Genomic DNA, 12,889 nt, shown 5'->3' with positions numbered 1-12,889 from the left:
CGTTCTCAGACCTCGGCAGGGGCGAAGCTGTCGGCCCGGGCCATCTTCCACATGCGCTCGTAGAACTCGCCGGAGATCTTGCCACTCAGCAGCTCGCCCGGCTTGAGGAACACGTGCAGCTGGGAGAACAGCTTGATCTCGGTGCTCGACTGGCGACGTACCAGGTGCTTGGCTTCCAGCTGCGACGGATGCTCCAGACCGGCGGCGGCGAGCATCTCGGCCAGGGCCTTGAGGGTGTTGCGGTGGAAGTTGTAGACCCGCTCGGCCTTGTCCGGTACCACCAGGGCGCGCTGGCGGGCCGGGTCTTGGGTGGCCACGCCGGTCGGGCACTTGTTGGTGTGGCAGGACTGGGACTGGATGCAGCCGATGGCGAACATGAAACCGCGCGCCGAGTTGACCCAGTCGGCGCCGATGGCCAGCACGCTGGCGATGTCGAAGGCGCTGATGATCTTGCCGCTGGCGCCGATCTTGATCTTGTCGCGCAGGTTGATCCCCACCAACGTGTTGTGCACGAACAGCAAACCCTCGCGCATCGGCACGCCGATGTGGTCGGTGAATTCCTCGGGGGCCGCACCGGTGCCGCCTTCCTTGCCGTCCACGACGATGAAGTCGGGCAGGATGCCGGTTTCCAGCATGGCCTTGGCGATGGCCATGAACTCCCAGGGGTGGCCGAGGCAAAGCTTGAAGCCCACCGGCTTGCCGCCGGACAGCTCGCGCAGTTGGGCGATGAACTGCATCAGTTCGATGGGCATGGAGAAGGCGCTGTGGCGCGCCGGCGAGATGCAGTCCTCATCCATCGACACGCCGCGGGTGGCGGCGATTTCCGGGGTGACCTTGTGCTTGGGCAGGATGCCACCGTGCCCGGGTTTGGCGCCCTGGCTCAGCTTGATCTCGACCATCTTAACTTGCCAGTTCTGCGCCTGGACGGCGAAGCGCTCGGGGTCGAAGTGGCCGTCGCCGGTACGGCAGCCGAAGTAGCCGCTGCCCAGCTCCCAAATCAGGTCGCCGCCGTGCTCGCGGTGATAGGGGCTGATGCTGCCTTCGCCGGTGTCATGGGCGAAGCCGCCGATCTTCGCGCCCTTGTTCAGGGCGCGGATGGCGTTGGCGCTGAGGGCACCGAAGCTCATGGCAGAAATGTTGAAGATAGACGCCGAATACGGCTGCTGGCATTGCGGGCCGCCGATGGTGATGCGGAAGTCGGTGGGATCGACCTGCCGGACCGGCAGCAGCGAATGGCTGATGAACTCGAAACCGGGACGGTAGACGTCCTCCAGGGTACCGAAGGGCTTCTCCGCGCTCAGGTTCTTGGCGCGCTGGTAGACCAGGGTGCGCTGGGCGCGGGAGAACGGCAGATGGTCGTCTTCCGACTCCAGCAGGTACTGGCGGATCTCCGGCCGGATGTATTCCAGCAGGTAGCGCAGGTTGCCGATCACCGGGTAGTTGCGCCGGATGGCGTGCCGGGTCTGGCGCATGTCGTAGATGCCCAGCAGGGTCAGCAGGAAGCCGACCAGGGTCAGCGGCCAGAGCCACGGATGCTCCGGCAGCAGGCACAGAGTGATGAGGGTGAGCAATACGCAGCCGGCGAACGTCGCATACCGGCTCAACAGCAACAATTTCATCCGCGGGAACCTCGTTTCAGACTTCTTTCGCTGTGATGGGGGGCTCGACCTTGGGAGGGCTGCTGAACAGCGTTTCCAGATCGTCGTAGAAGGCGTGGGCCGTCTTCAGCCGCTCGCTCTTGTCGTTGGCAACCTTGTGCATCGCCCGCAGCATGTTCTCGTCGTGCTGGCGGAAGCGCTGGATGTGGGCCGCCGCTTCCTGTTCGGAGACACCGAGGCCGACCAATACCTGACGTCCCATCTCCAGACTGGAATGGAAGGTTTCGCGCACCGGTCCGGCATCCAGATCGAGCAGGATGTCCAGCTGCTCCCAGTCGCGGGACCGGGTGATTACCTTCATGTGCGGATAGCGCGCGCGCACCAGGCGCGCCGTCTCGACGTTGGCCTGGCCATCGTCCGTGGCGATGACGAAGAACTGGGCCTCTTCGGCATGTGCGGCGCGCAGGATATCAAGATGCAGCGGATTTCCGTAATAGATCGGCAAGTGGCTGATGTTGCGGGTCAGTTCCACCGTCTCGACCGAGGTGTCGAACGCCACGAAAGGCACGTGTTGGGCATGCAGGAGACGGGCGACGACCCGGCCGACCCGGCCCATGCCCATGATGATCACCCGCGGATGGTCGTCGTCGGCGACCTGCGGCTTTTCCTCCACCGGGATGGGGGCCGGCTTGGTCGGCTTGATCAGCCGGGACATCAGCATGATGACCAGCGGCGTCAGCGCCATCGACAGGGTGATGGTCAGCACGAGCAGATCGTGCACCTGGCGATCGAACAGCTTGTTGGCACGGGCCAGCGAGAAGATCACGAAGGCGAATTCGCCGCCGGAGGCCAGGATGGTCCCCATGCGCAGCGCCGCCGCAGGCTTGAGTCCGCCCGGGATCACGCCGAGCAGCGCGACCAGCGGAACCTTGACCAGGATCAGCAGGAAGGTGAGGCCCAGCACCGTCCAAAAGGAATTGAACAGCAGGCCGATGTTCACGCTCATGCCGACGCCGAGGAAGAACAGGCCGAGGAGCATGCCCTTGAACGGCTCGATCTTGGCCTCCAGTGCGTGGCGATATTCCGAATCGGCCAGCAGCACGCCGGCGAGGAAAGCGCCCAGCGCCATGGAGACGCCGACCCATTCCATGAGATAGGCGCTGCCCATCACCACCAACAGTGCGGTCGCGGTGAAGATGTCCTGCAGGCCGGACTTGGCCACGAAGTGGAACACGTAGCGCAGCAGGTAGCGTCCGCCGATCACCAGGCCGGCGAGGCAACCGACGACCTTGAGCAGCTCCAGAAGGCTGTCCATCTGCCCGATTTCCGGCTGGCTGGCCCCGCTGAGCAGCGGGACCAAGGCCAGCAGCGGGATAGCCGCGATGTCCTGGAACAGCAGGATGGAGAACGCCAGCCGGCCATGGGGAGTGTGTACCTCGTTGCGTTCGGAGAGGAGCTGGAGGGCGAAGGCGGTCGACGACAGCGACAGGCCGAGCCCCAGGATCACCGCGCTGTTCCATTTCTGGTGGAACAGCATGACCGCGACGGCGCCTATGCCGGCACCGCAGACCAGCACCTGGGCCAGCCCCACGCCGAACACCGCCCGGCGCATCAGCCACAGGCGCTTGGGAGACAGCTCGAGGCCGATAATGAACATCAGCATCACCACGCCGAATTCGGAAATCCGCATGACGCTCGCCGGCTGGTGGATCAGCCCGAGCACTCCAGGGCCGATCAGCACACCGCCTATCAGATAGCCGAGGACGGACCCCAGCTGCAGGCGTTTGGCCAGGGGTACGAGAAGCACCATGGTAAGAAGACAGACGACACTGGCCTGCAAAAGATTCGACTCAGATTCCACAGCGATTTTCCTGTTATTGCTGCGCGGCTACGCGAAGGACAATCAGATCAACGAAGGCGGGAATACATGCGAGAGGCATGGGAACGACTTCACTCAGAAACTACGTTCAAGTGGTTCACGAATTGGTTACCAACATGCAAGCGTCTGATTTTCTGGGGCTTCGAGAATAAAAAAGTGCGGCATTTTGTCAATGTGACAGTAATGTAAGAATGTTTTGCGTACCCTTGACGGAACCTGGCGGCTGTCCTGGTGCCTGATATCGTTTCTTCGCATAATGTATATTATGTTAAATTACGCATACGCCTGCGCATGGTCCCGCATGCCCTTCGGCCAGCACCGCCTTCTGCCTCTGCGATGGCATCGACCGGCTCCCGCCAGCACCTTGCGCGCCCCGAAAACCGGGCATCCGCTGCTTTTACAAGCAGCCCACCGGGCGCAGCTCTGCTTCGCCGTGGGTCGGTCGAAACGGCGGCTTTCGATCCTGCCGCTGGCTCCTAGCGGCGATTCCAGAGCGCAAGCTGCTCCTACCGAGTCGCCTTTCGCCGAGCCGACTTCGCACTCTCGCTGCCCGTCGTTTCGCATCGGGAACGGCAACTTCCCATTCCCGGAAATAATTGCTCGCACAGTTCCGCTCGTGCTGTTGGCAAAGTTCCAATGGGCAACGGCGCTATCGCGCGACACACATTTCTGATTTGAAATATCCGGAATTCGCGAGACCTCAATCTGGACAAGCGCTCGATATTACACATGCAGTTCAGTTGCAAACTTTGTAAATAATTGCCGCTATTTCCGAAGGTCATTCGACTAGGGAAAGTTCCTGGCACAAGCGAACCCGACTAGAGCCGACCGACGGCCTCACCGATCCTTTCGATCAGCGCCGGAACCAGGGTCAGCCGCTGCCCCTCCTCCTCCAGCACCCGCTCGAAGGCCCGCTTCTTCAGGACGTCGATCGCCAGCCCAGTGCGCAGGTTGGCCGGCACGGTGCTCAGCAGGATGTCGAACAGGCGGTCGACGGCGTGCAGGCGTCCCCACAGGTAGTCGTTCTCGCGAATAGAACGGCCCAGGAAACCGCCGAAACTGGCCAGGGTGCTACCCAGGAGAACCGGCTTGGATTCGTCGAGGACGATGCTGTGCGCATCCTCCGGGCTGATCCGGTCCACCAGGATCTCCTCGATCGGGCCAGCCTCCAGGGACAGCGCGCTGGCGGTCGGCCGCAGGATGATGTCCCAGAAGAAATAGCCCAGATAGCCGGTGAGGATCGCGCTGCGGCTCTTCTCGCTAAGCCCCTGGACCAGCGGCGAGGCCAGCACCGCGTCGACGTTGTCGGCGGTTCTGGCCAGGTCGCATTCCTGGGCCAGGCGCTCGACCAGCTTCGATATCTTCACGAAGCCCGCGGCCGCATCCGCGCCCTGCTCCAGGAAGATTTCCCGGCAGGCCGACACCGCCTGCCGGCTGAGGAAGTCGCTGCCGTCGTACTGCGACAGCTCGTCGATGCACTTGTGGATCTTGATCTTCAGCAGGTCGAGCTGGTCCGACTCGGCGGCGAAGACCTCGTCGGCCTCGCCGCCGTACAGATCGTTGATTTCGTGGAGCACGAAGTTCAGCCGGCGTCGCTTGTAGATCAGGCCGAAATCCAGGATCAGCCTGGCGAAGGCCGGCAGATCGGCGTTGCGGTAGAGCCGTTCCGGCATCGAGTAGGATTCGGCGATCAGCCCCTGCGCCCTCGCCCAGGTCTCGAGGATCTCCTGGACCCCACGCGCCTGCGGCGAGTCGTCGGTGTACTGGCAGGCCGCGGCGACGAGATGCACGATGAAATCCAGGGCCTCGAACACCAGCGAGCGCATCCAGGCATCCCAGACGATGGAGGTGCTGGAGAGGATGCTGATGGACAGCAGGCGCCAGTGCCGCAGGTCGTCGATGCCGAACTCGCCCTTGAGCCGTCCCTCGGTTTCCTTTTCGATCAGCGCCGCGATCTGCGGCCGGGCGCTGAGGATCGCGGCCTTCAGCCGGCGCGCCTGGATGTTGAAACGGCTGAGCACCGCCAGTTCGTTGTAGACCGGGTCATGCCGCGGCAGGTCGGACAGCGCGCCGCGCAGGGTAGCGAAGAAGCCCGGCACGCCGATGCCGGGCAGTGGCCTGCCGCTCTTCGGGTGCGGGTCGATGTAGACCAGGCGGCGATCCACCTCGCGGAAGGCGCCATGGGTGCGGATCGCCTCGACGCAGGCCATGATCGGCTTGTTGTCGAGGATGCTGCCGTCCACCAGCACCGCCTCTTCCGGATTCTCGCCGCGCTCCCGGTAATGCCGGAAATTGCGCTCGAGAAAGCGCGAGCGCGCCGGCCACGGCAGGTGGCGCGCAGCCAGGAGATCGTCGATCTCGCGGATCTGCGCCGGCGGGAAGGCCCCGGGATAGGACGCCGAAGCCCGTCCGGCGAAGGCCAGGGAGGGAAAGTCGTCGGCTTCGAAGTCGCTGAACAGGTGGCCGGTCTTGCGGTGCTCCAGGTGGAAGCGCAGCAGATGGCGGTGTTCACGCTCGTAGGCCACCGCCGGATCGTGGATGAAGATCGGCCGCTCGAGGCCGCGGAAGTCCGTGACCGTCACCATCAGATCGAGCTTCTCGCCCTCGGGGACCAGCGACTCCCAGGCCGAGGCCGCCCGGTCCATCGCCATCAGCCCGTCGAGGATCAGGCGGCACAGCTCGCGGCCGTCCAGCGGCGGCTTGAACCAGCGGGAGCGCAGGAACACCGAGATGCGCTTGGCGATCTCGGCATCGACCTTGCCCGGGAGCAGCCCTTCGCGATCGAGCCGGCTCAGCAGTGGCCGCATCAGCGGCCAGAAGTACCACTTGCTCCAGAGCTTGGCCTTCGCCTCCGGGGCCAGCAGATTCATCATGTCGGCCTGTTCCAGCCAAAGGTCGGTGATCGGCATCAGGCTGCGGTCGTGGGCCAGGGCGGTGGCCAGGGTGATGCCGTTGATGCCGCCCGCCGACGAGCCGGCGATGATGTCGACGATCACCTTCAGGGCCATGTCCTTGCCCAGCACCCGGAGAAACTCATGGTAGAGGTCGCCGGTGGAGTGCTCCGGCTCGTCCGGATAGTGCTGGTGGAAGCTGCGCCCGGGGCTGCCGCCGCCCTCCTCGGCCCGGGCGCCGTGGTAGATCTTGGAGGCCCGCACCAAGTTGAGGATTTCCCGATTGATGCCGTGCTGGTAGACCGCCAGGGAAACGCCGCCGAAGAAGACCAGCGCGAGACGGAGCTCTTTCTCTTTCATGGTCAGTCAGTGCCGGCCGGACGACTCCCGGGCCGATGGCCATCGATTGGCGGATTGCTCGGATGGTATGGAACGCCGTCGCCCGGTCCGAGCGACGGTGGAGCACGGCACCGCATGCAGGGCAACGCCCGGGGCGGAATCAGTAGGAAAAGCTAGTTCAGAAACAGGGGAAGTAAAGTCCGCCCGCGGGCCGAGGGGGCGACAGGCCGTGCGCCCTCCCCTTGACCCGGCGCCGGCCGGCCGGCAGCCTTGCCGTCCTGGCGCCCATATGGAGTTTGTGCATTAGCCATGAATCGCAACGAGCTACGCCGTGTCGACCTCAACCTGCTGATCGTTTTCGAAACCCTGATGCACGAGCGCAGCGTCACCCGCGCCGCGGAGAAGCTGTTCCTCGGCCAGCCGGCCATCAGCGCCTCCCTGGCGCGCCTGCGCACCCTGTTCGACGATCCGCTGTTCGTCCGCACCGGACGCACCATGGAGCCGACCGCCCGGGCCCAGGAAATCTTCGAACTGCTCTCCCCGGCCCTGGATTCGATTTCCACCGCCATCAGCCGGGCCAGCGATTTCGATCCCTCCACCAGCACCGCGGTATTCCGCGTCGGCCTCTCCGACGAGGTGGAGTTCGCCCTGCTACCGGGGCTGCTGCGGCACATCCGCCAGGAAGCGCCGGGCGTGGTGCTGGTGGTGCGGAGGGTCAACTACCTGATGCTGCCGGCGCTGCTGGCCTCGGGAGAGATATCCATCGGCATCACCAACACCGACGAGCTGCCGGCCAACGCCAAGCGCAAGACCCTGCGCCTCAGCCGGCTGAAGCTCCTGCGTGCCGACGACGCCCCCGGCCCGCTCGATCTGGAAGAGTTCTGCACCCGCCCCCACGCCATGGTCTCCGTCACCGGCAATCTCAATACCTTCGTCGACGCCGAACTGGCGCGGATCGGGCTCAGGCGCCGGGTGGTGCTGGCCATCCCCCAGTTCAACGGCCTCGGCACGCTGATCGAGGGCACCGACCTGCTCGCCGTGGCGCCCGACTATGCCGCCGACGTCCTCGCCGCCGGCGGCCGGCTGCGGGCCGAACCCATGCCCTTCGCGATGACCACCCCCTTCGAGCTGTGCATGTCCTGGCGCGGCGCCCAGGACAACGATCCGGCCGAGCGCTGGCTGCGCTCGCGGATGCAGCGGTTCATCGCCGACGCCGAGCATCAGGCGCCCTTCTCCGCCTGATCGACTTGGGTGTGCAGGGGGTGGCTTGAACCGGCGGTCCCCTGCCATGACTTCCGATTACAGGATCGATAGTATCCATTGGCTGGCCGATAGACTGCAAAGTGACAAATCAGACAACTATCGCCCAGGCAGGAATGCTGAAAACGCAAAGGCCCACAGCCTGCGCCAAAGCCCGATGCCGGCGCGAACTGCGGGCCTTCGCAGGGACAGCTGGCGTCAGTCCGGAGAGAGCGTCTTCATTTCCGCGCTGTCCCAGCCGCCGCCGAGGGCAGCGATCAGCTGGACACTGGCGATGAGGCGGTTGCCGAGGATGCTCAGGCTAGTGCGTTCGTTGTTGAGGGCGGCGGTCTGCACGGTGACCACGGCGCTGTAGTCGACGGTGCCGGCCTTGTACTGGTTCTCCAGCAGGCGCACCGATTCGCGGGCGGCGTCCACCGCCTCCTGCTGCACCCCGCTCTCCTGCTCCAGCACGCGCAGCTGGACCAGGTAGTCCTCCACCTCGCGGAAGCTGTCCAGCACCACCTGGCGGTAATTGGCCACGGTCTGGTCGTAGCTGGCCTCGGCCTGGCGCACCTGGGAGAATATCTGGCCGCCGTCGAAGATCGGCAGACTGAATTGCGGGCCGATGGACCAGAAGCGGTTGGGCAGCGTCAGCCAGTTGCTCCAGCTGCTGCTGCGGTAGCCGCCCGAGGCGCTCAGGGTCAGGCTGGGAAACCAGGCCGCCCGCGCCACGCCGACCTGCGCGTTGGCGCTCATCACCTGGCGTTCGGCGGAAGCCACGTCCGGGCGGCGCTCCAGCAGCTGCGACGGCACCAGGTTCGGCACCGGCGGCAGTTGCGGCACGAAGTCCACCTCGGCCAGATCGAACTGCGCCGGCGGCAGGCCGATCAGCACGGCGATGGCGTTCTCCAGCTGCTCGCGCTGGTACTCGAGGTCGATGGCCTGGGCCTGGGTGCTCTTGAGCTGGGTGCGCGCCTGGGTCACGTCGGCCTTGGTGACGATGCCGGCCTGGTACTGGTTCTCGGTCAGCCGCAGGGTGCGGGCGTAGGCCGCCACGGTGGCGTCGAGCAGGCGCCGCTGGGCGTCGATGACCCGCAGCTGCAGGTAGTCCTGCGCCAGTTCCGACTGCAGGCTCAGGCGCGTGGCGGCGAAGTCCGCGGCGCTGGCCCACAGGCTCTCCTTGTCCGACTCCAGCTGGCGGCGCAGCTTGCCCCACAGATCCAGCTCCCAGCTGGAGCGCATGGTCAGGTTGTAGCTCTTGGAGATCCCCCCGCCGCCGCCGGTGGACACGGTGGAGCCGTCCGGCAGGCGCACGGTGCTGCTGGAGCCGCCCTGCCCGGAGCGGGTCTTGCTGGCGGTGGCGTCGAGCGTCGGGAAGAAGGCGGCACGCGCGCCGATCACCGTCGCCCGGGCCTGACGATACTGGGCCATGGCCTGGGCGAGGGTCTGGTTGGAGTCTTCCAGGCGCCGCTGCAGATCGTTCAGGGTGGCGTCGCCGTAGAGCTGCCACCAGGGGCCGCGGGTCAGCACGTCGGACGGCTCGGCGGCCTTCCAGCCCTCGGCCTGCTTGAACGCCTGCGGCGTGTTGATGTGCGGGCGCTGGTAGTCCGGCCCCACGGCGCAGCCGGAAACGGCCAGGCAGAGCAGGAGCGCCGGGGCGAGCCGGTACGGCCGGCCCGGCCCGAAAGAGGAAGATGCGGTCATAGCGGGTTTTCCATCGCGGTATCGCTGCGCACGCCGCGCCAGCGGTTGAAACGGTGACGCAGGCGGTCGAGGAACAGATAGACCACCGGGGTGGTGTAGAGGGTGAGCAGTTGGCTGAGCAGCAGCCCGCCGACGATGGCGATGCCCAGCGGCCGGCGCATCTCCCCGCCCTCGGCGAGCCCCAAGAGCAACGGCAGCGCGCCGAGGATGGCCGCCAGGGTGGTCATGATGATCGGCCGGAAGCGCAGCAGGCAGGCTTGGCGGATCGATTCCCGCGGGCTGAGCCCGCCCTGGCGCTCCAGCTGCAGGGCCAGGTCGATCATCAGGATGGCGTTCTTCTTCACCACGCCGATCAGCAGGAACAGGCCGAGCAGCGAGATCAGGCTGAACTGGTCGCCCACCAGCTCGATGGCCAGCAGCGCGCCGACGCCGGCCGAGGGCAGCGTGGAGAGAATGGTCAGCGGATGGATGTAGCTCTCGTAGAGCACACCGAGGACGATGTACACCACCACCAGCGCGCCGAGGATCATCAGCGGCTGGGCCTTCTGCGCCTGCAGCATGGCGCCGCCGGTGCCGCCGAGCGTGCCCTGCACCTCGGTGGGCAGGCCGAGCCGCGCCACCGCCTGCTGGATCGCCTGGTTGGCCTCCGCCGCCGAATGGCCGGGGGCGATGGAGTAGCCGATGTTCTCCGCGGCGAACTGGCCCTGGTGCTGCACCCGGTCCTCCTCCAGGCTGCGCTCCCAGCGGGCAACGGCGGACAGCGGCACGCGCTGGCCGTCGGTGCCGATCAGGTAGATGCGCTCCAGGGTTTCCGGGTACTGGGCGTACCGCGGATCGATCTCCAGCACCACCTTGTACTGGTTGAGGCTGTCGTAGATGGTGGAGATCTGCCGCTGGCTGAAGGCGTTATTCAGCACCGTGGTGATCAGCTGCATGTCCAGACCCAGGCGCTTGGCGGTATCGCGGTCGATCACCAGGCGGATCTGCTGGGCACCCTCGCCCAGCTTGCTGTCCAGATCGGTGAGCTGCGGCAGCTTGGCCAGCGCGGCGTGCACCCGCGGTAGCCAGGTGCGCAGCAGTTCCAGATCGCTGGACAGCAGCACGTACTCGTTCTCCGAGCTGCGCCCCTGGCGGCCGCCGAACTGCAGGTCCTGGTCGGGCATCAGGAACAGCTGGCTGCCGGGCTGCTTGGGCAGGTTCTTGCGAATCCGGTTGATCACCTGCTGCGCCGAGATCCGCCGCTCGGCGATGGGCTTCAGGCGGACGATGAGCATGGCGTTGTTGATCCCGCCGGCACCGCCGATGAAACCGGCCACGCTCTGCACCGCCGGGTCGGCCAGCAGCGCGCGGCGGAAGGCCGCCATCTTCGGCTGCATCACCTGGAAGGACAGTCCGTCGTCGCCGCGGATGAAGCCCATCAGCTGGCCGGTGTCCTGCTGAGGCAGGAAGGTCTTGGGCACCGCCACGTAGAGGTAGACGTTGAGGGCAATGGTCGAGAGCAGGATGAACAGCATCAGCCGGGCGTGGGCCAGCGCCCAGTCCAGACTGCGCCCGTAGCCGGCCAGCACCCGTTCCTGCAGGCGCCCGGCCAGGCGCTGCAGCCGGCCGGGGGTCTGCTCCTCGCGGCGGGCGCGGAGCCAGCGGGCGCAGAGCATCGGCGTCAGGGTCAGCGAGACCAGCAGGGAAATCACGATGGCCACCGCCAGGGTCGCCGAGAATTCGCGGAACAGCCGCTCGACGATGCCGCCCATGAACAGGATGGAGAGGAACACCACCACCAGCGAGACGTTCATCGACAGCAGGGTGAAGCCCACCTCCCGCGAGCCCTTCAGCGCCGCGGCCAGGGGTTTCTCGCCGTTCTCGATGTGCCGGGCGATGTTCTCCAGCACCACGATGGCGTCGTCCACCACCAGGCCGGTGGCGATGATCAGCGCCATCAGCGACAGGTTGTTCAGCGAGAAGCCCATCAGGTACATGGCGGCGAAACTGCCGACCAGCGACACCGGCACCGCCAGCGCCGGGATCAGCGCCGCCCGCCAGTGGCCGAGGAACGCCAGCACCACCAGGATCACCAGGCCCACGGCGATCAGCAGGGTGCGCTCGGCCTCGTGCAGGGTGGCGCGGATCACCGGCGAGCGGTCCATCGCCACCTCCAGATCGACCGTCGCCGGAATCGCCGCGCGCAGCGCCGGCAGTTGGGCGCGGATATCGGCGATGGTCTCGATGATGTTGGCGCCGGCCTGGCGGTTGACGATCAGCAGCACCGCGTCCTTGTCGTTGTAGAAGCCGCTGTTGTAGCGGTCCTCCACCCCGTCGCGGACCTCGGCCACGTCGCCCAGGCGCACCGGCGCGTTGTTGCGGTAGCGGATCACCAGCGGCCGGTAGTCGTCGGCGCGCTCCAGCTGGTCGTTGGCCTGCACCTGCCAGTGGCGGTCCGCGTCGGCCACCGAGCCCTTGGGCCGCTTGACGTTGGCGGCGGCGATGGCCTGGCGCACCTCGTCGAGGGCGATGCCGTACTGGTCGAGCAGACGCGGCTGCAGCTCCACCCGCACCGCCGGCAGCGAGCTGCCGCCCACCTGCACCTCGCCGACGCCGGGGACCTGCGACAGCTTCTGGGCGACGATGGACGAGGCGACGTCGTAGAGCTGGCCCTTCTCAAGCACGTCCGAGGTCAGCGAGAGGACCATGATCGGCGCCTGGGACGGATTGACCTTGCGGTAAGTGGGCATGCTGCGCATGCCGCTGGGCAGCAGGTTGCGCGCCTCGTTGATCGCCGCCTGCACCTCGCGGGCGGCGGCGTCGATGTCGCGGTCGATGTCGAAGAGGATGATGATCCGGGTGTTGCCCTGGCTGCTGCGGCTGGTCATCTCGCTGATCCCGGCGATGCCGCCGAGCGCCCGCTCCAGCGGGGTGGCCACGGTGGCGGCCATGACCTGCGGGCTGGCGCCCGGCAGCGTCGCCTGCACGGTGATCGCCGGAAAGTCCATGTTCGGCAGCGGCGACACCGGCAGCAGACCGAAGCTCAGGCCGCCGAGCAGGAGGATCGCCAGACTCAGCAGCAAAGTGGCGACAGGGCGGTGGATGAAGGGTGCCGAGAGGTTCACCGCCCGCCCTCCGCCGCCGCCATCGCTTCGACAAGCCGAATCGCCCCGTACGCCGGAGTAGGAGCGGATTCATCCGCGATCCGCAGCGTCCCCCTCGTCCCTGAATGCGCTCCCACCCCGGGCAAGCGCGCG

At 66.3% G+C, this 12,889-nt stretch carries 6 protein-coding genes; 1 reads left to right on the top strand and 5 read right to left on the bottom strand.

What is annotated here, in order from left to right; genetic code table 11:
- Positions 1-5 precede the first annotated feature (5 nt).
- The 3 genes from ACFOJE_RS09450 to ACFOJE_RS09440 all read right to left on the bottom strand — a co-directional run bounded on the left by ACFOJE_RS09450 (position 6) and on the right by ACFOJE_RS09440 (position 6,728).
- Positions 6-1,619: an FMN-binding glutamate synthase family protein gene (locus ACFOJE_RS09450; RefSeq protein WP_377814068.1), complete on the bottom strand. Its 1,614-nt coding sequence runs from the start codon at positions 1,617-1,619 to the stop codon at positions 6-8.
- 16 nt (positions 1,620-1,635) lie between these two features.
- Positions 1,636-3,459, bottom strand: coding sequence for a monovalent cation:proton antiporter-2 (CPA2) family protein (locus ACFOJE_RS09445; protein WP_377814067.1), 1,824 nt, complete (start codon positions 3,457-3,459; stop codon positions 1,636-1,638).
- An 836-nt stretch (positions 3,460-4,295) separates the two neighbouring features.
- Positions 4,296-6,728 carry a patatin-like protein gene (locus ACFOJE_RS09440; protein ID WP_377814066.1) on the bottom strand — a complete coding sequence of 811 codons (2,433 nt, stop codon included), beginning with the start codon at positions 6,726-6,728 and terminating at the stop codon, positions 4,296-4,298.
- 288 nt (positions 6,729-7,016) lie between these two features.
- Between ACFOJE_RS09440 and ACFOJE_RS09435 the strand changes: the two genes are divergently transcribed.
- Positions 7,017-7,949, top strand: coding sequence for a LysR family transcriptional regulator (locus tag ACFOJE_RS09435; protein ID WP_377814065.1), 933 nt, complete (start codon positions 7,017-7,019; stop codon positions 7,947-7,949).
- A gap of 216 nt (positions 7,950-8,165) precedes the next feature.
- Here ACFOJE_RS09435 and ACFOJE_RS09430 read toward each other — a convergent pair whose 3' ends face one another.
- Positions 8,166-9,653, bottom strand: coding sequence for an efflux transporter outer membrane subunit (locus ACFOJE_RS09430; RefSeq protein ID WP_377814064.1), 1,488 nt, complete (start codon positions 9,651-9,653; stop codon positions 8,166-8,168).
- Positions 9,650-12,757 (bottom strand): multidrug efflux RND transporter permease subunit, encoded by a 3,108-nt coding sequence (locus tag ACFOJE_RS09425; protein WP_377814063.1) that lies wholly within the window; start codon positions 12,755-12,757, stop codon positions 9,650-9,652. The genes ACFOJE_RS09430 and ACFOJE_RS09425 overlap by 4 nt, the downstream gene beginning before the upstream one ends.
- Between the last annotated feature and the right edge of the window lie 132 nt (positions 12,758-12,889).

Source organism: Azotobacter bryophylli, assembly GCF_042643485.1.
Lineage (GTDB): Bacteria > Pseudomonadota > Gammaproteobacteria > Pseudomonadales > Pseudomonadaceae > Azotobacter > Azotobacter bryophylli.
The sequence above is the reverse complement of the archived record's forward strand: the minus strand, read 5'-3'. Positions and strand labels throughout refer to the sequence as shown.